The following is a 23,320-nucleotide window of genomic DNA, read 5'->3' on the forward strand; positions in this document are numbered from 1 at the left end:
GCTTACCCTTTTAGATCTTTTAAATATCCTTGTTGAGACAGCGTATCGAAATCGCCATCTGCTTTTATCTTTCCATCTTCCATCAACACCACTCTTTTACAAGCCTCCATTACCATTGGGTCGTTAGAAACTACTATGAGCGTGCATACATTCAGGTCAGTTACCAGTTGAATTAAACGTTCCTTTTCACTCTTTTGGAAGAAACTGAAGAAGTCATTTAGAATGAGAAGCTTTGGCTTTTTCACCAAGCAGCGGGCTAGTATCAGTTTATTCACAAAAGACTGTGAGAAACCCTTCCCTCCACTTAACACATGAGTATTCATGCCATTTGGCAACATATTCACTTTGTCTTGAAGGCCAACTTGCTGAATTGCCTTAATGGCATCGCTTACCGATACCTGCGGCTTACCCACCGTTACGTTGTCCAGAATACTGCCTTCGAAAATATCTTCCTGAGAAACATTCTTGGCAATTTTATCGCGAAGATTGGTGTAATCTAAGTCCCTTAGGCTATAACCATTTATGGTTATTAGGCCTTTATAATTATGATTTAGACCTGAAAGCGTGTTCGTCAGCGTTGTCTTGCCCGCATCATTCGCGCCCGAAATACAAACGGTAGACCCGCAAGCTACGGAGAGGTTAACATCCCTTAGCGCGAAATCATTAACGCCAGGGTAAGCATAACTCATTTGCTTTACTTCAATGGCAAAGCCTCTGTCTACATCTTCCTTCCTCAAATCGATACCACCTACTTTTTCAAGTGGCAAATCGGTAACCTGACTGATCTTATCTACTGCTGTTAGCATGTCGTAGATCACATCCATATTGGCAATAATCTTCTCTACCGAGTTCAAAATAAGAATGATGATTACCTCTGACGCTACAAACTGACCAAGCGTAATTTCTCTACTTACCACCAGTGAGGTACCAATAATGAGCAACCCACCGGTAATTACCGCCTTGAATAAAACGATATATCCATATTGGGTTATCAATACCCTAAAGTGTGTTTTTCTATTTCTCAGGTAGTTATTTACGTTGTATTCCGTCTTTTTCACCGGCAGGTTGGTATTCCCAGATATTTTGAAGGAGTTAAGCACTCTGGCAATTTCTTCCAGCCAATACACTACCTTATACTTGTACTTAGATTCTTGTATGGAAGACTTAAGCCCCTTAGGACCTGTTAACCTGAAAATAAGAATTAACGTGAGCACCAGAATTAACCCAAAGAACACAAAGAATGGGTGGTAAAATGAGAGCAAAAGCAAGCCAAACAGAATTTGGATTGTACCCGACATTAGGTCGCCCAACAGTTTTGGCAGGCCTTTTTGCAGTGTCAGTACATCAAAAAAGCGGTTAACTAATTCTGGCGTGTGCAAATTGCTCAGAGACTCAACCTTCATACGAGGAATGCGATAGGTGAACTCTAAAGCAGCTTTGGTGAAGATTCTCCGCTGAATATATTCCACTAACGTAATCTGCATAATCTGCAAGCCACCGCTGGCCAAAACACCAAGCAACACCAAGCCAATAAGCAGGTAAATAGAAGAGAAAACCACCCCTCCAGAAACTAGCTCAACGGTAGCCTGAATACCCAATGGCAAGGTTAATGACACAATACCAACAAAAGCCGCATAAACCAAAACATAGAAAATATCCTTACGCTCTTCGGCCAGCACCCGCATAAGGCGTTTTACTGGCGATAAGTCTTCAGGTACTTCATCTTCATCGTGCTCCGAAACCAAGCTTTTATAGCTAAAGGCTCCGAGCAAAACCACCTCTCCGCTTTCATCTTTCAGCAACTCATTAGTCAAATCGGCTATCTCAATTGCCTCCAATTCAGACTCGTGTACCAAGTATGCCTGCAGCTTTCCTTTCTTATTCTTGTGCACAAGCACTGGCAAAAAGCCATCGGTAGTGGATTTTAAGCCAACCAACGGAATGTTCACATCGTCCATAAAAGGCACCAGTTCACCATCCTTAAGCGGCTGATCCAGCAGCACAAGCCTTACCTTATTGGCCGATTCCAGCAGATCTCTCTTAAACTCATAAGCCTCATCAATCGAATATAGCCTAGTACCAACCTGTAAGTCTTGGTACATGGCATCTTCAATTCCTTCGCCCAGCAAAAGCTTAAGCTCCTTTATTGTATTTGCTATATGTTGATTGGTCATATGTTACTTCTGAATAGCTTTTAGGATCAATTGTTTAATAAAATTGAAGTTGTAGCCATAGATGTTCTCGTTAGAAACAGAAAAATCGGTGAGTGCCGGCAAGTGTTTTGCAAAAAACACCTGCTGGTGTGCAGCCTGCAAACTTGTGCTTACAAGCGAATGTGCATATTCATAGTTGGGGTTAATTTCTAATACGATATGCGCAATTTTAGCGCAAAGCGACTTATAACCTCTAAAAAGCCCCTCGTTATTATCTAAATCCACCTGTTTGGTCAAATATGTTTTGTCCGATTCGCTGATAACAATACGCTGCAAAGCCGTCTCATCCACATCAGGGAAGAACGTATCCTGTCCCTTCTTCTCTGTTATCAAACAAAGTACTTTTGATAACTTTTCTTTCGGGTCTTCAATATTCCGGGTCTCAATATCAATGGAGTATTCCAGCCAATTCCAGTACCAAGTAATCAGATAAACCAACAATTTATGCTTGTTTTCAAAATACCTATAAATGGACGCTTCGGTTGAATCAATGGCCACTGAGAGCTTTTTAAAAGTAAAACTTTCAAGCCCAAGCTCGTCTACCATTTTAATGGAATGCTGAATAATTTTTTTACCAAGGGCTGTTTCCTGAGGGTCTCTTAAATAGAGATTATCGCTCATTTGCAGCTTTAATGCAGTTGTCATTCAAAAAAAGTTAACAATACTTCACTTTTTAATAGTATTACTATCAATAAAACTAGTATCACAACGAAGGTCATTTAGATTTGTTCGGCCTTTGCATACTTTTTTTGAAGAAATTTTAGGGCATAAAAAAAGAGTCACTCCCCAGTGACTCTTTCCGTATTTTTACAAATACCCCCAAATAACAAAAGCGGGGGACGATTGCTCGCCCCCACTCATCCTGTTGCTACCTTAATAGTAACAGGATGCCAAGGTACTGTTAAGACCATTGCTGATTTGTTAACCGAAGTTAACCTTACCAGCGCAATCTCCTTTCGGCTTCGCTCGATGAACGTGCTTCGCACTAATCCAGGAGTGAGCTTTTGCAGCCTGATAATCACAGAAGTGCTTATCAATTTCTTTGCTTTGTATCCCAACCCGAGAGCCGGTCACAAATGGCAGCTTACATCAGAGACATATGCTACCCGGTTAAAACCACATGGAAATGACACCGAACTTATACCGAGGTATCTGTTGCACTTACAAACCTTAAGCTTGTAAGTAGTAGCGATAACTCTGCTCTTTTCACTTCCGCGAGAAAGTTCTTAGAACGTCTATTGATTACTCCCTTTCAATTGAGTGATCATTGAGCTGTAATTCTGGTCCCTGATACCCGAACTACAATCCTAACCATACTTTCATATGCTTAGACACCACTACTCGTGTCGACTGTTTCAGAATGATAAATCATCCCTTTCACTACACTTTTTCGGGCTTCCCCCGAAGAGAGACTGAAGCTTTCCTTCAGATCTTTATCCCTCACTTGGTATGTCTAAGGTAGCTTTAATAATTTTACACCCAAACTTTATAACTACCTAGTTTTCAACAAGTTTCCCACTAAGGTAATCACATCGTTTTCCACAAGGTTATCCACCGAGTTATCCACAAATCAAGCTAACTAACTCGCTTTTAAGCAGAAGTAGAAAGACACCTCCATCTATTAGCAGTTTCATTTATTCACATTACAAAAGGTGGCTTGAAAAGATGGCTTACTAAAAGCTTTTCACTAAAATTGCAGCGTAAATTGAATGCATCATGAGTGAAAACGAAAAAAGGGAATCTTTGAACTTTATTGAACAAATGATTGAGGACGACTTGGCCTCTGGAAAAAACTCATTTGTCCAGACCCGTTTTCCTCCTGAACCAAACGGTTACTTGCACATTGGCCACGCCAAATCCATTGTTTTAAACTTCGGCCTAGCCGAAAAGTACAATGGCAAATGCAACCTTAGGTTTGACGACACCAACCCTGAAAAGGAAAGCACTGAGTACGTTAATGCCATTATTGAAGACATTAAATGGTTGGGTTACGACTATGGCGAAAAAGCTTTGTTTACCTCTGACTATTTTGATACGCTGTATGAATACGCTATCAAACTGATCAAAAAAGGTAAAGCCTATGTAGACCATCAGTCGGCTGAAGAAATTAGCGCAGGCAAAACCAATCCTACTATTCCAGGTATTGAGAGCCCATACAGAAACAATTCTGTAGAGCAAAACTTGGAGGAGTTTGAGAAAATGCGTGCTGGTGAATATGCCGAAGGAAGCTGCGTACTACGCGCTAAAATCGACATGACATCGCCAAACATGCACATGCGCGACCCGATCATTTACCGAATTAAAAAGGTAGCGCATCACCGCACTGGCGACAAATGGTGTATTTACCCGAACTACGATTTTGCCCATGGTCAGTCAGACTCTATTGAGAACGTGACTTACAGTTTGTGTACGTTAGAATTTCGCGACCACAAACCTCTTTACGATTGGTTGATTGATGAGCTAGAGATTTTCCCATCGAAACAAACTGAGTTTGCACGATTGAACCTTAGTTATACCATTGTGAGTAAGCGCAAGCTACTTCAACTGGTAAACGAAGGCCATGTAGCCGGCTGGGACGATCCGCGAATGCCAACTATTTCTGCCTTGAGGAGAAGAGGTTTTACGCCTGACTCTTTAAAGAAATTTGCACACAAAGTGGGTGTTGCCCGTAGAGATGGCATTACCGATGTTGCTCTTCTGGAACATAGTGTGCGCGAAGACCTGAACAAAAAAGCCAACCGTGTTTTCGGAATTCAGAATCCGCTGAAAGTGGTTATTACCAATTGGCCAGAGGATAAAGAAGAGATAATGCAGGCCGTGAACAATCCGGAAGATGAAACTGCCGGAACCCGCGACATGCCATTCACGCGCGAGCTTTACATAGAGCAAGACGACTTCTTGGAAAATCCACCTTCGCCACGCAAATGGTTCCGTTTGGGACCAGACCGTGAGGTGCGCTTAAAGTATGGCTACATTGTAAAATGCACGGGCTTTAAAAAGGCTGATGACGGCACAATTGAGGAAATCTACTGTGAATATGATCCTGATACTAAAAGTGGACAAGATACTAGCGGAAAGAAGGTAAAAGGTACGCTCGGTTGGGTCTCTGCCAAGCATGCAGTTGAAGCTGAAATCAGATTGTACGACAGGCTTTTCAAAACCGAAAACCTGAATACAATTGATGATGATTTCATCAACCACTTAAATCCTGACTCGCTTACCATTGTGCCAAATGCACTGGTCGAGCCATCACTTAAGGATGCGAAAGCGGGTGGACAATTCCAGTTTGAACGCCAGGGCTACTTTATTGTGGACAAAGAATCGACAGACGACAAATTGGTGTTTAACCGCACCGTAACGCTCCGAGATAATTGGAGTAAGAAATAAATTAGAAAAGGAGCTTCGGCTCCTTTTTTATTGCCTGACTTTCTATTCCTATATTGGCCAAAACAAGCAAACATGGGAATAGCCAGATCTTCAATCAGCCACCTTTCAAAAGACCAAATCGCACTTATTGGAATTCCGTTCGATGCGCACTCTTCTTTTTTGCAAGGACCAGCCAAGGCACCTGAACTGATTATTGAGGCTATTGAGTCTGACTCGGCTAATTACTTTACAGAATCACTAAATGACCTGAGCGAGCACCCAAGAATTGCTTGGTGTGGCAATGCTGATTTGGAAGATTACTTCTCAATTAGCCAACCGATTGAGGCGATTCTGGAAAAAGGAGCCATTCCGTTCTCCCTAGGTGGCGACCACTCCATCACCTACCCTATCCTAAAGGCCATTCACAAACATCATGGCAAAGTGAACATTCTGCATTTTGATGCGCACACCGACCTATATAATGAATTAGACAACAACAAATATTCTCACGCTTGTCCTTTTGCTCGAATTATGGAAGAAGGGTTGGCTGAAAGCCTCACGCAAGTTGGTATTCGTACACTTACACAGCACACCAAAGAGCAAGCTGATCGATTTGGCGTGAACATCATTCAAATGAAAGACTGGACACCTGAGACCAAGTTTGAAATCGAAGGGCCAGTTTATTTATCCTTCGATATTGATGTGCTTGACCCCGCTTTTGCTCCTGGCATTTCTCACCATGAGCCAGGTGGTTTTTCCACCAGAGAAATACTTGGCATCATACAACGGCTCGACCTTGACATTGTGGGACTGGATGTGGTGGAATACAACCCTGAAAGAGACATTAATGGCGTAACTGCAATGGTAGCAGCGAAAATCGTCAAGGAGTTGATCGATAGATTGCTTTAAATTAATCCTATCACTCGAAAGGCTCGTTGTACAATTTTATCGTGCTGATCCCTCCGCTACGGTCGGGATGGAAAATAAAACAATCAAAAGAAATCAGTTGGTGACAACATTAACTGAGGGCTATAAATACTTATTGGTCTGACCACTTGGAGTGGTCTGACCAATAGTTCGACTCTAGGTGCGCACAAGAAGTTGAATCTGGCTACTTTGAACCAGTGCGCCACCAATAGAACTCTTCTAACTTATCGGTATTGATAAAGTCTACACCGAGCTTTTCCATTTGCTCCCAGCTATTCTGATTATCAGGAATCGCCCAAAAGCGGAGCTTCTTGCCTTCTGCATGCGTTTGCTTAACCAATTCCTTAATTTTCTTTCGGTCTTCTTTTGAGAGTTTACCTTCTCCATTCCATTTAGAATAGGACCTAAAACTCACACTAATCACTGGCATAACATGCGTGCGATTGCCTTTCCCTAAATCATTCGGTCTACCATCTAATGCAGCCAATTCTGGGTTATTATTTACCAATCGCATGGGTCTTTGGCCTGAAATAAACAAGGTCACAGGTCCATCTTTCTCTACCCCGTCTTTACCCAATTTGGTAAAAAGGTGTGCATATTTCTTCTGTAGTTTAGTCAAAGCCATATAGGAAGCATCAGCACTATTCTTAAAATCAACCATTAGGTAAAAAGGGAGGTCACTGCCCTTATAAATACTTCCATCATTGGCTTTAACAATGCTGTCTAATGGTTGAAAATAAAGCGCTTCTAAAGTGCGTTCCTCCGTAATATCTTCAAAATCATGAGCTACAAACAGCGCTCCATTCACCTCAAAAACATCAGCTTCTATAGAGGTAAAGCCGAATGAGTGAGCATCTAAAAGTGGCCTTTCATGATCGTAATCGTTATGCGCATGCGACTTTGGCAAAGGCGTTTGTGCATGAGCCATACAACCGATGGCGAGTAAACAGAAAAAAACGGTTATGCGCTGAATATTATTCATGAGTCAGTGAAAATTTATCGATGATTCTATGTTCCGTATCTATCGCTCTAAAGTTAAGCGTATCGCCAATAACATTGATTAAGCCAAAATGATGAATACTCATTACGGTATCCATTTTGGGATATGCAGCGTTCTCAATCGGCTCCAAACCGCCACCAGCACCACCAACAACCACAAAAGCGGTTTGCTGCGCCCCATAAGTCTTAATCAATCTTTCATAATCGTGGGTATGCCCGGCTATTACCATATCAATTTTGGCTTCTTCATAAAGTGGCTCAAGTACTTCGCGTAGGGAAATCTCTCCATGATAACCAGGCCAACCTTGAGAGTAAGGCGGATGATGACTTACCAAAAACCGCCATTTGGCCGAAGTCCAAGCTTCGCTTTGAATCTGTTTCATAAACCAGCGATACTGCTCCGAATCATTCGGTAGACCAACCGGAAAAGTCTCATTTAAGTCGAGGGCTATAAACGCTAAATCACCCTCCTTCCAATCAAAATAGTTTTGTTGATTTGGCAAGCCTAGGTACTTACTGTAGTTATTCGGCCTCAAATCCTCATAGTAACCATCGTAATCGTGGTTACCGGGAACAGGATAATGGATATATCCGCCCCGATGCATAGAACGCAATAGTCGCAAGTACTCTAGCTCATCATCGCCTTGGCCAACCAAATCGCCTGCTCCAATTGAAAAGTGAGGCAAATACTGATTCGACATCCGCATAATTCTATCGAAAACTTTCCAGCCACTTTGACTATCTGCCCAAACCATAAACTGTTGATTCTCTGACCTCTCATTTTGCGGAAAAATATAGACAGGAGAAACCATTTCGTCCTGCACAATACGATAGAACTTAATTGAATCGCTTACAGCCGTAAGAAACACACCATCAGTTCCTTCTACATTTATTTCGTAAGTCAATTCGTTTGCAGAGGCACCATAAACAAGCTTAGTATTAGCATTACTACTGCTCACCCAACGTAAATACAGTTGCCCATTTACACTCTTTTGAAAAACAGGTTCTGCCAACAAAATTGGTTTAACAGTTAACTGCTTAGTAGCTGCCAGCAAATTTGCAATCGCAGGGTCATGCTTAGCCTTTTCGATAAGTCCTTTTTCATATTCGCTTAAATTCAAAAGCAAAGCTTTTTTAGAGAGTAGTCCTCGCAATAGTTTTCTTCGTTCCGAAAGGGCTGTTTTTGCTTGCCATTCTTGATCGTTTAAAGAACGAACTGCGCGCAAACCGCCTGCCATCGCATTGTTCAAAACCCTGATCGTCAAGGTGTACTTCCCATCTTTGGCCACTGTATAGTAACCGCCTACTTCGGAGGCGATTCTTTCTTCGTTCAACCAAAGTTGTGCTCCGTCATCAGCATTAACTCGAAGCACTCCCTGCTCCAGTTCTACTTCTGCTTGATACCAAATGGCATGATCTGGCAGTTGCATTCTATGCGGAAGGTTAACAAACTCAGCCCGCCTAAAACTAGGGATTGAAACATCCAGACCACCTCTTCTATCATTCAATAATACCTTCCAGCGCGTATTTATAGCAGTCCCTTCATGCCCTACCAATGGCAGTATTTCGTTAACTGCGTGGGTCACCTTTTCATCTACGGCTAATGTGAAGGGCTTCAAGTTGACATCACCGCTATTTTCCATGTTGCAGGCACTTAATAGCACGGCTAAAAACAGACAGAAAAATGGCAGGTTATATCTTTTGCAGTCCATCTTCCAAGGTGTTTAGTACAGTGTCAATCTCTTCTTGCGTAATGACCAAAGCGGGTTTGAGATTGAGAATATTCTGCTGAATTAGCTTAAAAGAGACTCCACGTTCGAAGCAAAAAGCCATTAACTGATGTGCCTCACCAATCGCTCTCTCCTTCGTTTTTCTATCCTTAATCAAGTCGACTCCCAGGTTTAGTCCAAGGCCAGTTACATTACCTATGATCTCAAATCGCCCTTGAAGAGTCTCCAGTCCCTTTTTAAAGTAATCACCCAAAGTTGCAGCTCGTTCAACCAAGCGATCTTCTTCCAAAACCTCGATCACCGATTTAGCTGCTGCCGCACAAAAAGGACTCTTCTCGTGCGTGTAATGACCAATAGATTTATGCTGAAGGGTATTCAGTTTTTCTTTACCAATAATGCCCGCATAAGGTACAATTCCACCTCCAAAGCCCTTGCCAACCACCAGAATATCTGGGGTTATAAAATGCTCCGAAGCGAACATTTTCCCAGTTCGACCAAAGGCAGTATAGATCTCATCGAAGATGAGCAGAATACCGTGTTCATCGCAGAGGCTTCTCACCTGTTCCCAATAGTACTTTGTGGGCACTGTGCTGTTGTAGAAAATTGTCTCTGTAACCAAAGCAGCAATCTCCTCTTCCGACTCAATCTTATCCTGTAATTTCTTCAGGTACATATCATCAACGAATTGCTGATCGTCACTACCCCAAGGGTTGCGAAAATAATCTGGCAGCGGCAAATGCAAAGCCCCAGGCATCATAGGACCGAGCCCTTCTTTAAAATGCGGATCTGCGCCAATTGAAACCGCTTGAAATCCGGCTCCATGAAAAGTCCCCTCGAAGGAGAGGGTTTTGTACTTACCTGTATGGTGTTTGGCCAACATCACAGCCATTTCAATGGCTTCTGATCCTCCTGGACAAAAAAGCACCCGCGAAAGATCGTCTGGAGCTAGCTCCGTTAGCTTTTCAGCCAAAGCTACACTTGGTTCGTTGGTAAATCTTCTTGGTGCGAACGAAAGACTTACATCCATTTGGTGCTTTAATGCCTCCACCACCTTAGGGTGGTTGTAACCAATGGTATGCACTCCATTCCCATGTAAATCGAGGTATTTCTTACCGCTACCATCAAAAATATAAGCTCCTTCGGCTTTGCTAATGGTATTGAAAACGGGTGTGGAAAGCGTCTGATGAAAGAACACATCGGCATCGCGCTGCAGTAACGCATCATCTACTCCTTCTCTTTCGGTCATTTGCTTTAAGGCACCTATTTGTTCTCCTTGATTTACTGCCATGGTACTTGGTTGATTAGTGAATTAGGTGATTGGTAAATTGAGTTTTTACCCCTGCCCTAAAGGGTGAATGACAACGCCTTCGTTTAGTCATCCCTTTAGGGATTGAGGGTGTTTTATGGTCATTGGTAAATTGGTCATTAGACAATAGTCATTTGCCATTGAGCGCGTTGATTACTACTAACTATTGACTGATAAAAAGACTGCTACCTGGAATTGGCTGCTTCTGGATTCCCGGGCCTTGGTAGTAAGTTCCGAGCCAGCTTCCGCCCCCTCCATTAAAGTATTCTACCTTTATTTTGTGAAAGCCTTTAGACAAGCTAAGGCTGCCCGATTTTTCTGTTATTCCGTGGTCACCATCGTTGTTTACCACTTCTTGCCCATCAATAAACAGCTTGCTGCCATCATCGCTTTTGGTAAAGAATGAGTAATAACCAGCCCTTTCGATATGGATGTAACCTTCGAAGGTAATTGCCACCTGACTCTCTCTGGTCAATGCAATTCTGTCGAGCGTAGGTTCTAGCGCAACGCCCTTGGCAACAGGCACAAAATCAGAGAAAACAGGTAGGCGTTTCATTTCGTCTACTTCGTAAACAGCGTATTTCAGACCGTGCCCCTTTTCACTTGGAATAAAGCGAAAGAAACCGCTTTCAACCTGACTCACCCGAGCACCATCTTTAAACATTGCCGCCTTCACAATAGTATATTCTGTAATTTCAAACGCTCCTTGATACTCAGCTGAACTACTTGTCGGAATGGTGCCATCCAAAGTATAGCGAACTATCCCAGTACTGTTCGGATTCTTAATCTGGAGCGAAGCAGACTCACCAACAAACAGTCCACCACCATCAGAGTACACATCTACTTTGGGTGTAATCTGCGGTTGTTGAAGCCTTTCAGAAGTAAAGTATTTTAGCGTTACATCCTCTCCTTCTATCGCCTCTAACACAGGCTTGCCAATCCATGGCTGAGGAATTTCTAAACCCAATAAATAGGCCGATGTAGCAGGTGTATCGTAAGTATTAATGGCACTTCTTAGCGCCTTTCCTTGCTTTATATTCTTACCATAAGCAATCCATGGAATCTCAATTTCTGCCAAAGACTCACCGCCATGGCCCATACCAACTCCTCCATGGTCAGATGTTACAATAATCACTGTTTCGTCACTTACATCACTACTTGCTACGGCAGTCATTATCTTACCAATTAGCTGGTCGGCTTTCTCTACCGATTCGTAATAAGCTGGTGTTCCGTGCCCTTCGCTGTGCCCTGCATGGTCAACATGATCTAAGTGGACAAATAAAAAATTTGGCTTTTCTTTGGTGAAGTATTCCACCACTCGCTCGGTGGTATTTTCTTCACCCTCGGCATGCTCTTGATGGGTTGGATTGGAATGATCGAACAAATTACCAAAACCACCCCAATCATAAATAATCGCTGTTTTTAGATCGGGTTGCTGATCTTTCGCCACTTTAAAAATAGTTGGAAAGAAAGCCGTGGTTCCCGACACTTGAGTTGGAATATTGTTCTTATCCTTTCGCCAATCATTGGAAGTTACACCATGCTGAGCTGGGCTTGCGCCCATAATTAACGATGCCCAGTTCGGACTACTTACAGTGGGCAAAACGCCTCTTGCCACCATTGAAGATGACCCCATGACCACCATTTGGTCCATATTTGGCGTTTCAGCATTGCGAATACCATCAGGGCTCATGCCATCAACCCCGATGATAATAACATGTTTGGCCAATTGCTTTTGCTCAGCACCGCAACTAAAAAGCAAGGCGGTGCCAAGCACAGCCCAAAAGTAGGCTGCGAAATTTCTTCTGAAAGTATATTTCATGTTATGAAAGTTTATCCCAAGGGCCGGTAATGGCCAGGGTATCTCCGTTTTCCTGAATATTTACAAAAAGCGTTTTCCCTGAAGGTGAGAAAGTAACACCGGCAAATTCCGACTTTGAACTTCTGTTGCAAGCAATATCATACAACTCCCCTTGCTGGTTTATTCCGCGTACGTGATTAAGCTCTCCATTGTCTTCGGTTAGCACCACATCACCCCAAGGCGCAATGCATAGGTTGTCGCACATATGCAGTATAGTTTTGTCTTCAGACTCAGCAAAAAGCTCCAGCTTATTATCTTCTGGTGAGTATTTAAACACCTGACCGAATCGTTTTGGACCACCGTTGGTGCAGGCAAAGTAAATCTCCTTATTGCCATACCACATGCCTTCGCCTCTGGCAAAGCGCGCTGCTCCTTGGTCAAAACCTCTGAACCTTAGGTCATCTTCTTCTGGGTCTACATTTTCAAGATCTATCCATTCAACATCGAATTTCTGGTTCACCTTTACTGTAATCCCTTCCCAGTTTCTAGTATCGAAGCTTGGCTGACCTTTGATGGCTAGTGCCTGAAGTTTCCCTCCAGCATGCAAATCATTCTTATCGTCAGGCACAAATCGGTAGATCAATCCGTCATGCGTATCTTCGGTTTGATATACGTAGTGCGTTTCTGGATCCACAGCCACAGCCTCGTGGTTAAAGCGCCCCATTGCTTTTATCGGCTTTGGTTCGGCCACTGCAATATCTTCTGAAGCTGGCACCTCGAAAACATAGCCGTGGTACTGCTCTACATCGCCTTCTGGCTTGGTAACATCTTCTTCGCAGGTTAGCCAGCTGCCCCACGGGGTTATGCCCCCGGCACAGTTGCGGTAAGTTCCGGCTAGACTTAGGTATTGCTTTTCAACGGTTCCAGTTGCCTCATTGTAAACCAAAGTAGTTGTTCCACCCAAACCAGGGAACTTCGCATTTCCTGCATCAAAAAGATTCTCTTTACCGAAAGATTCGAGCATTTCGTTTGCTGTACCGAAAGCACCTTCTTCCTTATTTCCTGGGCTGTTTTCGTGATTTCTAATGATAATCACACGACCATCGGCCGCCTCGAAAGTCCCCATACCATCGGCTCTTGCTGGTACTTTTAAACCATCGTCCATGCTATCGCCCCACTTAGAAATGATCTTATAAGAAAAGCCTTCTGGTAGGTCTAAATAGTTGTTTGGATCGGTAATTAATTGACTCTTAATCCCTTCTTCTGTTACCGTTTTCATGCTACATCTAGAAAGTGTAGCAAAGCCAAGGCTAACAATGGCCGATTGTTTAATGAATTTTCGTCTGCTGTTCGAGGTCATGGTCTCTGAAATTGAAAAACGTGAGAGGCTGTTTCTAAAGCTCATTCCGTCACCTTGAACTTGTTTCAAGGTCTCTTATTAAGTGAAAAGATTCTGAAGTAAATTCAGAATGACGGCACAAACACTTGAAACAGCCTCTACACTGTTACTGATAAAAACTAAACCTAATCTACTTTAAATAGATATCTATGCAGGGTTCAACACATGAACCCTTTGTTAACTTTTACTTAATGAATGCTTCGACCGGTTTTCCGGCTCCTTTGAGCGGGTAATTCAGGCCTAATAACTTTGCCACTGTAGCCGCTACCTGATTTTGGTATGCCTTTCCGCTTTTAACTTCGCCTAAGGCTGGAGTATCGGGGCCAATGGCGGCCATCCATATTTGGCCTGCTCCTTTAATATCTGTACCATGGCTTCTCCAAGTATCTTTTGGCTGCGTGCCTCGGCCATGGTCTGTAGTAATAATCAATGTGGTTTTGTCTTTGTACTGAGGAGTTGACTGAATATACTCCCAAACTTCCTTGATAAACTGATCGGTTTGTTTGGCCGATTTCAAGTAGTGATCGTACTCACCATCATGGGCAAAATCGTCAGTTTCGCCATATGATATGTATACAAGCTTAGGCGCGTGCTTCTTCACATACTCCATGGCAAAATGGTGCGTAAAAGCATCGAGTCTTACGCCTCCCCAAGGGCTGGGGATTTCGTCTTGAAGCTTATTTAAAAATGCTTCTTTGTCAGAAAGTGGTTTGTCTGTTGACTTTTCGAAGCCTGCATTCACAGGTACACCGCTTCGCTCTTCGTTAATGATGTAAGGAAAAACATCCCAAGACCCGAAAGCAGCTACTTTACCTTCAAAACCAGCCTGCTTATTCGCAAACTCAAGAATGGTTTCATTCGGATTTTGGATTTTAGCGTTTGAATTGATCCTTTCATCATCTGCCTTTCCTGTAAGAATTTCGTTGTAACCAGGGTAAGAGAACCACATGTTGTTGGTACAATCCACCGTACTACCAAGTGCTCTATTTCCTAAAAGTTGCCCTTCTTTGGCAAGTGTGTTCCAAAAGAAAGGCATTAAAGTTTCTCTTCTTTCTTTTGGGGTATCTTTCCAGAATAGGGCCTTAAGTTCTTCTGTATTACCTACATACTTTTTATCACCGATCAAACTTTCATCAGCTCCGGTGTAAAGCTCTTGCCAACGTAGGCCGTCAAAGGTAATTACGAACACATTTTCTGTTTTGTGCTGGGCACATGCGCTAAGGGTTACTGCGCAAAAAATTAGGGCTACAACGTATTTCTTCATGAGTTGAGTATTTAAAAGAGACCGTCAAAAACAGTTCTAAATCGTACCCCTGAATTCATTTCAGGGTCTGCCAAAACACGTAGAACCTCTTACAGATTCTGAAACAAGTTCAGAATGACGGTTCCGTTATTTTTGATCGGTCTCTTTTAGTTAGGGTTGATTGAATCTAAACTAATTAATTTACATCCCACCAAACTTTGGTGGTATTGTCATCAGCTCCTTGGCTTTGAACCGCTTCATCGTAATTCGCTTTATTCAAAGCCTGAACACTGCTTGGGTAGATGAACCTTACCGGAACTGCTGGTTGTACAGCACCAGGGCCAGGTAGAATTTCAGGGTAGTTTGTTCTTCTCCAGTCGAACCAAGATTCGGTACCAGTAAAGAATAATGAAATCCACTTTTGTGTACCGATTTTGCTCAACTTATCGTCTTGAGTACCCGTATAGGCCACTTCTGGCTGAGCAAAGTAAGCTGCATCAACTTCTACTGCATCCATGATTTCGGTGTAACCACCTTCAGCAAGTCTAGCATCGTAATAATCGAAAGAAGCTTGAATACCTGATGTGTAATAATCTTCGGCAGTACCAGAAGTAATGAATCCACGCTCGCGCGCCTCTGCCAAAACAAACTGCTGCTCAGAATAGCTTATGATCATAGCCTGACGCGCTGTAGGCGAAGCGTTATCGTCACAAGCAGAGCAAGAAAACATTAAACCAACTCTTGAAATGAAGTTAGAACCACCTTTGGTTGGGTCGCCACTTGGCGCATACTGAAGTGCTTCCTCATCGGCCAAACCATTTGGCACACCTTGGTAATCGTCCCAATTACCGACCATACCAGCACCAGAGTCGGTAGTTGGTTGAGCGTACACAAAGAGTCTGGTATCACCTAATGACTTCAACGTGTTTTCCATTTTCTCGCTTAAGCGATACTCATCAAAAGAACCTGAACGTGTAGTGTAAAGCGGCTGCTGGTTAGGCAAATCGGCCAAATACTGTAACGCTACGTTGTCCTCGTTTCCTTCCATAATCGGATAAGTAACAGGGTCATTCAAAATTGCCTGCATTGCACTGCTAGGATCAACTCTGTCCGACAACCTCATGTGTACTCTAAGCAACAAAGAGTTGGCAAATTTCTTCCATCTCATAATGTCGCCATCAAAAAGAATATCACCATCAATACCCGCACCACTAGGGTCTAGCAAGCTATTACCTTCGGTTAGGCTAGCGATAATTCCCTGGTAAACAGTCTGCTGATCGTCAAACTTAGGCAGGTTAGTACCTTCCTTAGCCATAGTTGCTTCAGTGTAAGGAATGTTTCCGTAGCTATCAGTAAGCACAGAGTATAACCAAGATTCGAAAACCAAAGCCACACCTTTGTAATTGTTGTTTCCTGTTTCTTCAGCAATGCGCTTAATGTTCTCCAAATCGCGCATAATGTTGTAGTACGAATTGTAAGGGTTCGATTCAGGACCCCAGTTGTATCTATCTTCGTTGGTAAACTGGATTTTTGCAGAATACTGCATTACCACGTTACCTGTACCCCATGCCTTTCCGGCATTTTCGTTAATCCCGTTTCTTAAAACAGTAGGCAAAAGCAAAGATGCCGGTACCGACTCAGGACTGTTCGGGTTCTCGTTTAATTCTTCGAATCCATCATCACACGAGGCTACTGTTACAAGTAAAGCCAATACAACGATGGTCGCTTTTATATTGAAAAGTTTCATTATTGTCTAATTAGATGAGGTTAAAATTTGATGTTCAAGTTGAAACCAATGCTTCTTGCAGAAGGATAAGCCATGTTTTCGATACCTGGCTGAAGCGTACCACCGCTCATTGCCATTACATCTGGATCGAAGTGTGGGTTTTCTGTCCACAATGCTAGGTTTCTACCTACTACTGAGAATTTAACAGATTGTAAGAAGCTGTTTTCGAACCAAGTTCTTGGGAAAGTGTAGCTCAATCTTACTTCTCTCAATTTCACATAAGAAGCATCGTATTTGGCAGCCTCTACGTTGTTACGCTCGTAGTAACGGTTGTGCCAGTTTCTAGAACTAACCTTTGTTGTGTTTGGAGAGTAAGAACCATCAGGATTCTCAACCACACCAGGAGAAACGATACCGTTTTCTTCTAGCGAAAGATCATAACCATTTTCACGTCCGTAAAGCGTTTCTTTCAACTGACCAGAAGTACTACCAATGGTTTTTGTTCTTGAAACTACAATACCTCCTTGACGGATGTCGAATAAGAAGTTCAAATCGAAGTTCTTGTAAGAGAACGAGTTCTGAATACCCATCATCCAATCTGGGTTGTAGTTACCTTGCTTTTTCAACTCTGGGTCTCTTAATGGTGTACCTTCTGCAGAGTGAATAATCTGGCCGTAGTACTCGCTATTAGGATCTTCTACTCTAGCAAAACCAACACCGTAGATGTCGCCCATTCTTTCGCCTTCTCTAGCCTGAACGTAAGCGCCATTTCTTTCTGTAAGTGTGTAAGCATCAATGTTTTCATCAAGCTCAATTACAGTAGATCTGTTTCTGGTGAAGTTCACACCAACATCCCAGCTCAAACCATTTCCTTTCTGAATAGGAGAACCCATTACCATTAGCTCCATACCGCTGTTTTTGATCTCACCGGCATTGATGATACGGCTGCTGTAACCAGTGGCAATATCCAATGTGATCGGAATAATCTGATCTCTGGTACGGTTGTCATAGTAAGTGAAATCAACTCCCAAACGACCGTCTAAGAATCTCAAATCAGCACCAATTTCGTAAGAAGAAGTTCTTTCAGGCTTCAACTCGCTATTAGCCAAAGTAGAAGATTCTGATTTTGCCTGAACACCACCCCAAGCTGTGCTTGAGCCATAAACATTACTTAAGCTGTATGGATTGGTATCGTTACCTACTTCAGCATATGCCAATCTTAGTTTGGCAAAAGAGATTGCGTTTGGCAACAAGAAGATATCGCTAAGTGCTGCACTCAAAGTAGCAGATGGATAGAAGTAGCTGTTGTTTTCAGCTGGCAATGTAGAAGACCAGTCGTTACGCCCTGTTACATCAAGGAAAATCATGTTTTTATAGGCCAACTGACCAAAACCGTAGAAAGAGTTGATCTTCTTTTCAGCATCGTACTGCTCTACCTGAAGGTTCACTGCAGAGTTAGAGAAGTTGTAGATTTCTGGAATTAACAACTGAGGAGCAACTGTTTTATTAAAGTTGTTCGTTTGTCTCATTTGGTTTCCACCCACCGACACTGTGAATCTGAAATCGTTGTTCAACGTTTTGTCGTAAGTCAAAAGGAAGTCAGAGTTTTGCTCGTAGAAGTAAAGTCTATCTTCTCTGTACATACCTTGAGGGAAACGCTGCGTACTGAAAGCTCTCTTTCTATCGCGAAGCTCGTTGTAGAAATCGATACCTGTTCTTACCATCAAGCTCAACTCATCAGTAAACTGATAAGTAGCTGAAACAGTACCGAACATTCTATCCTTGTTCTGCCCGTTTGTATTCTCATAAGTAGTGAAATACGGGTTATCGTGGTAGTTGTAGTTGTAGTTAAACTGCTGCTGACCTTCCAAACCTGGCATCCAGTAGTTTCTTAGGTTGTTGGTGTTGATCTGGCGACCGTACCAAATCCACAAATACATCAAACTTTCAGTACCGTAGCTAATTGCTGGTCTGTTACCACTTTTAGAATTCACATAGTTTACAGAAGCATTTACCGTTAGCTTTTCAGTAAGGTTAAGTCCTGTTTTTAGTGATAGTGTATTTCTCTTCAAATCTGTATTTGGCACCATTCCTTGTTGGTCAAGGTTGGTCCAAGATAAACGCACATTGCCATTGTCTCCGGCAGAAGTTAAGCTCACGTTGTTCGAGAAGGTAATACCTGTTTCGAAGAAATCGTTGATGTTATCTGGACTGGCTGTCCAAGGTGTTGGTGTAATTGTGCTACCAGCAGGCGCGTTCAAATCACCACCTCTAAAACCATCTACATTTCTTGGAGAATCGAACTGAGGAATCAACTGACCATCCATTTTAGGTCCCCAGCTTTCATCCACACCATCGGCAATACCCGAACCAGAACCATCAACAAATGTAAACTGGCCGTTGTTACCCTGACCGTAAACATCTTGCCACTCTGGCAATCTCAAAGGATTCTCGAAAGTAACGTTAGAGTTCACTGAAACGCCCAAGCCTTTCTTTCCTTTACCCGACTTAGTGGTAATTAAGATAGCACCGTTTGCTGCTCTAGATCCGTAAAGTGCTGCAGCCGCAGGCCCTTTCAATACAGAAATAGTTGCAATGTCATCAGGGTTAACCTCACCGGCAGAGTTACCATAATCAACCTCTAAGTTTCCGTTGCCAGAAGCTCCTGGGTTGCTATTACTAATAGGAATACCATCAACCACAAACAGCGGTTGGTTAGCATTTATGTTCAAAGAAGATTCTCCACGAATGATAACACGAGAAGACCCACCAACACCAGAACCAGAGCCTGTAATTTGAACACCTGCTACTTTACCGCTAAGCGAGTTCACCACGTTGGTTTCGCGTGCTTCTACAAGGTCATCGCCTTGTACCTCTTGTACCGAATAACCAAGTGCTTTAGTTTCACGCTCAACACCCAATGCAGTTACTACTACTTCTTCAAGCGAAGTAACCAGCTCTGTCATTCGTACATCAATCGTAGTTCTAGTACCTATTTGCTCCTCTAGTGTTTGATAACCCACAAAAGAGAATGTTAAAACAGTTGCATCGTCAGGCGCACTAATTGTGTACTTACCGTCAATGTCTGTAACCATACCAATGGTAGTACCCTTAACCGCAACGGTTACAAGGGGAAGTGGCTCGTTAGTAGCTGCATCATATACAGTACCCGTAATTGTTTTGTTTGCTGCCTTTGAAAGCTCGTTTGCAAGTGTGGTGTTTGCACCGAATACTCCCATAATTAGTGCTAAGGCAGTAAGCCAAATCGAAAGACGAAAAGGCCTATTCGCACATTTTTTCATAAATTAGAATGTTTGTTAAAGTTGACTTTAAGGTTGCTTTAGTAAATGTTTTTTGTTTTTGGTCTGATTTTCCGCCAAGATCACTCAGGCCATTAAAAACGATTAATCGAAGTGCCTTAGGGCACTTCTTTTTTGAGTTTTGATCTTTACATAGGCACTCTTTTTTACGGTTTTGATTGAATCTCTATAACTGTTCAAGTACATCTTCGGCCAAACCGAACGACAGTGTCATTCCGGCTCCGCCCAATCCATTTATTATCGTCACTCCTTCTTCTGGCGTTAAAACCAGTGATGTAGCTCCGTTGGTCATTTTAGGGTAAATGCCATGCCAACGCGAGGCAACCGACCAATCCTTGAAATCGGCAAATTTGGCCAAGTAGTCCAATATCATTTGGTCTATAAACTCCTGATTGAAAGGGCTTAAATCTTTTCCGTATTCATGCGAATCGCCAATGGTCAATTCACCGCTTCCGTTTTGAGAAACCATTACATTCAAGCCCCACTCTAAAGATTCCGGATGGTTTTGCTCGTAGTAGGCCTTAAGCACAGCATGCGAAGGGGTTTGTTTGAAAGCTTCGTAATGAACGAGCGTTAAACCACCACAAAGTGCTGGGCCAATCTTCCACTCGTTGGGTTGACTTACCAAGCGCATCATTTGCAGTTTGCATTTGGTAATTTCTTGCGCTTCGAACAGTGCTGGATAAAGCGTTTCGAAGTCGGCACCGCTACATACAAAAATGGCATCAGCACTTAGCTCCTCTCCTTTTGCAGTTTTTACCTTCGGGTGATTTACTTCTACCACCGTGGTATTCCAGTGAAACTTTACACCTAACTGCTCTTGCAAATAGTTAGGGATCTTAGCTATAGCCTCGCGTGGATCTACAATCAGCTCCTCATCACTCCAAAGTGCCGCTTTGAGGTCCTTCTTCACAACGGCTTCGGAAGTAACTTGTGCTGGGCTCAGTATTGAATACTGAGGGTTTTCAGCTGCAAACTCTTCAATTACAGCCAGTTCTTCTGGCAAGTAGGCCATGTGCAAACTCCCAACTTCACCATACCAAATACCGGCCTTTTCGGCTGTCTCCTTCCAGATGACTCGTGATTTCATGGCGCGCTCGTACATTTCGCCTTTTGGCTGCCCAATAGGCCACACCATACCAAAATTGCGCACAGAAGCTCCTTGTGCTTGCTCACTTCTTTCAATCACCTCCACGGCATAGCCTTTTAGCGCCAGCTTTCTTGCTGTTGCCAAGCCCACAATACCGGCTCCCACTACAATGGCTCTCTTCTTTGTCATAAACTTTAGTTCAGCACCAATTGGCCTTCAACAACCGACTGGCGATGGTATTTTCTTTTGAAATAAACTGCGGCAGAAACGGTGATGAGTAGCCCAAAAACAGAAATCACCAATAGCGAATTCTGAAAAAACCGGGTCCATGACATTTCACCAAAACCTGCCAATTCTTTATAAAAGAGGAAGCCCATGCTCCCTAAGTATCCAAAACTATCGGCCACATACATTAGAAAGCCCGCATTGCCCTTGTGCCTGAATGCCGACATAAAACGATCGAAGATCACACAGTTAAAAGGCACATAAGCCAAATACAAACCGAAGCCCACCATGACCATCCATGGTAAGGCTCCGATTTGTGACTTTGAGAACAAGTATGTAGTGATAAAAATGATTGTAAAACCAAGACCAATCAGTAAGTGATTGATCATAAATGCTTTGAGATTGTTTTTCACGAAAACCAACAGACATATAATTACCAAAACCGCAAGGGAAATAGGTACTTCGGTTTTGGTGAAAATGCCAGGTTGCTCGCCATAGCCCTGCTCTGCCCAGATGTTCGCAACAAAGTTGTCGCGCACATCTCTTAACAGCGTAAGGAATACGTATGCGATAACCAGCATAAGAATACCAGTGGCGTATTTCAGAAAGAAACTCCTTCTTTCCTCCTTACTCATTGCCTCTCGCTTATTTCTGAGTTGAATATCTTCGGCAGTGGGTTGCGGTGTTTGGTCTAGCACCCAAACACAAAGCAGCAGTGGTAACACAAACACCAAGCCTGTGAAGAATGGCATCCACCAAGCCGTAATACCAAAATCGAGCATTAAGCCAGCACCAACGGTTTTCACTAAGCCTGAAGAGAAGATGAAACTCACTCCTAGAAATGCGCCCATAAATTCAGTCGCTCTTCTACCCTCTAAATAACTAAACACTAGTCCCCAAACCATTCCTAACGGGAAGCCATTGATCAGCAGCATTACGATATTAAAAGGCCTGGGGACAAGCGGAAAGAGCAAAAGCGCTACCCAGCTAAGGCCTATCAACACAAGTATTTGTTTGGCACGCCCATGCTGACCACGTTCGGCAATAAACTTAATACCGTAAAACTTGGAGAGCGTGTAGCCAACCGTTTGTGCAAAAATGAGCCAGATTTTATAGTCGATTCCCAGCCATTCAAAACCTTCGAAAGTGGCTGCGGTAAATGGCTTGCGGAAAGCATACATGCATGAGTAGGTGCCAAAAGCAGCAAGCGCCCCTACGAGTGCTACTACTTTATGATCGGCCTGCTGTAAGTATGCTTTCAAACTCATTATCCCTGATTCAGAATTGCTTTTAACTCACTTAGCTGATCAATAGCGTGGGTTGCTCCCATCTCCATCAAATCTTGTTTGCCGTATTGTTCAGAGCTAATGCCCACTACAAATCGGCATCTGGTGTTTTTACCCTCCTCAATATCTGAGCGGGTATCTCCAACCTTCACCACTTCCTCTGGGCTATCAATCCCAAATTCAGCCATGGCCTTCTCTATCATAAATGGAGCTGGTCGCCCAGCCTCTACTTCATCAGATGTCACAGAAAAGTCTACCAAACCTTTATCTGCCCAACCCATTTTACCAATAAGGATATCGGCCGTGGTTCTGTAATACCCCGTATCGAGTACCACTTTTATATTGTTTGCCTTTAGGTATTCGAAAAGCTCACTTGCGCCTTCCATTTCCTTTAGGTTATCGCCTTTTTGGTAAGCCTGTTCCACATTCTTTTTAAATGATTCGAAAACCACCTGAACCGCATCATCATTTATCTGCGGCTCCTGCGCCTTCATTAAAAGTGCAATCCCCTCTCTCTTATTCATTCCTCCAATTCGGTCCACCACTTCATCAAGCGTGTAGTCAAAACCAAACTCCGCAAGTGCTTCTCTCACGCACATGTACACTGTCTTCTGCTCGTCTACCGTGGTACCGGCCATATCGAAGACCACCATCTTCACACTTTTTTTATCCATTCTTTACATTGATAT

At 43.0% G+C, this 23,320-nt stretch carries 15 protein-coding genes; 2 read left to right on the forward strand and 13 right to left on the reverse strand.

Going from position 1 to position 23,320, the window contains the following annotated elements; genetic code table 11:
• Positions 1–2: 2 nt before the first annotated feature.
• Positions 3–2,174 (reverse strand): peptidase domain-containing ABC transporter, encoded by a 2,172-nt coding sequence (locus BMW98_RS16695; RefSeq protein ID WP_090260013.1) that lies wholly within the window; start codon positions 2,172–2,174, stop codon positions 3–5.
• A 3-nt stretch (positions 2,175–2,177) separates the two neighbouring features.
• Entirely contained in the window at positions 2,178–2,858 is a 681-nt protein-coding gene (locus BMW98_RS16700) for a TetR/AcrR family transcriptional regulator (protein ID WP_090260015.1), read from the reverse strand.
• A 1,071-nt stretch (positions 2,859–3,929) separates the two neighbouring features.
• Here BMW98_RS16700 and BMW98_RS16705 point away from each other — a divergent pair.
• Entirely contained in the window at positions 3,930–5,600 is a 1,671-nt protein-coding gene (locus tag BMW98_RS16705; protein ID WP_090260017.1) for a glutamine--tRNA ligase/YqeY domain fusion protein, read from the forward strand.
• A gap of 72 nt (positions 5,601–5,672) precedes the next feature.
• A complete protein-coding gene (gene speB / locus BMW98_RS16710) occupies positions 5,673–6,488 on the forward strand; it encodes an agmatinase (protein WP_090260019.1) in 816 nt (271 codons plus the stop codon).
• 202 nt (positions 6,489–6,690) lie between these two features.
• On the opposite strand, the gene BMW98_RS16715 is transcribed toward speB, so the two are convergent.
• From BMW98_RS16715 to BMW98_RS16765, 11 genes are all read right to left on the reverse strand, one after another.
• Entirely contained in the window at positions 6,691–7,488 is a 798-nt protein-coding gene (locus BMW98_RS16715; protein ID WP_090260021.1) for a phosphatidylinositol-specific phospholipase C/glycerophosphodiester phosphodiesterase family protein, read from the reverse strand.
• On the reverse strand, positions 7,481–9,217 hold the full coding sequence (locus tag BMW98_RS16720; RefSeq protein WP_090260023.1) for a metallophosphoesterase family protein: 1,737 nt from the start codon (positions 9,215–9,217) through the stop codon (positions 7,481–7,483). The genes BMW98_RS16715 and BMW98_RS16720 overlap by 8 nt, the downstream gene beginning before the upstream one ends.
• The gene (gene pbfA, locus BMW98_RS16725; RefSeq protein ID WP_090260025.1) at positions 9,198–10,523 is read right to left on the reverse strand and encodes a (R)-1-hydroxy-2-aminoethylphosphonate ammonia-lyase; all 1,326 of its coding nucleotides are present in this window, start codon (positions 10,521–10,523) and stop codon (positions 9,198–9,200) included. The genes BMW98_RS16720 and pbfA overlap by 20 nt, the downstream gene beginning before the upstream one ends.
• 181 nt (positions 10,524–10,704) lie before the next feature.
• The gene (locus BMW98_RS16730) at positions 10,705–12,363 is read right to left on the reverse strand and encodes an alkaline phosphatase family protein (RefSeq protein WP_090260027.1); all 1,659 of its coding nucleotides are present in this window, start codon (positions 12,361–12,363) and stop codon (positions 10,705–10,707) included.
• Between the two features lies 1 nt (position 12,364).
• On the reverse strand, positions 12,365–13,771 hold the full coding sequence (locus tag BMW98_RS16735; protein WP_245733630.1) for an alkaline phosphatase PhoX: 1,407 nt from the start codon (positions 13,769–13,771) through the stop codon (positions 12,365–12,367).
• 154 nt (positions 13,772–13,925) lie between these two features.
• Complete coding sequence (locus tag BMW98_RS16740) at positions 13,926–15,005, reverse strand: sulfatase-like hydrolase/transferase (RefSeq protein WP_090260029.1); 1,080 nt, start codon at positions 15,003–15,005, stop codon at positions 13,926–13,928.
• Between the two features lie 175 nt (positions 15,006–15,180).
• The gene (locus tag BMW98_RS16745) at positions 15,181–16,731 is read right to left on the reverse strand and encodes a SusD/RagB family nutrient-binding outer membrane lipoprotein (protein ID WP_090260031.1); all 1,551 of its coding nucleotides are present in this window, start codon (positions 16,729–16,731) and stop codon (positions 15,181–15,183) included.
• A 20-nt stretch (positions 16,732–16,751) separates the two neighbouring features.
• Complete coding sequence (locus BMW98_RS16750; protein WP_245733631.1) at positions 16,752–20,012, reverse strand: SusC/RagA family TonB-linked outer membrane protein; 3,261 nt, start codon at positions 20,010–20,012, stop codon at positions 16,752–16,754.
• Positions 20,013–20,196: 184 nt separating this feature from the next.
• Positions 20,197–21,309, reverse strand: coding sequence for a TIGR03364 family FAD-dependent oxidoreductase (locus tag BMW98_RS16755; protein WP_090260035.1), 1,113 nt, complete (start codon positions 21,307–21,309; stop codon positions 20,197–20,199).
• Positions 21,310–21,314: 5 nt separating this feature from the next.
• Entirely contained in the window at positions 21,315–22,613 is a 1,299-nt protein-coding gene (locus tag BMW98_RS16760; protein WP_090260037.1) for a DUF5690 family protein, read from the reverse strand.
• Positions 22,613–23,305, reverse strand: a complete 693-nt coding sequence (locus BMW98_RS16765; RefSeq protein ID WP_090260039.1) for an HAD-IA family hydrolase — start codon at positions 23,303–23,305, stop codon at positions 22,613–22,615. Before BMW98_RS16765 ends, BMW98_RS16760 begins: the two co-directional genes overlap by 1 nt.
• Positions 23,306–23,320 lie beyond the last annotated feature (15 nt).

This window comes from Roseivirga pacifica (assembly GCF_900111145.1).
Taxonomy (GTDB): Bacteria; Bacteroidota; Bacteroidia; order Cytophagales; family Cyclobacteriaceae; genus Roseivirga; species Roseivirga pacifica.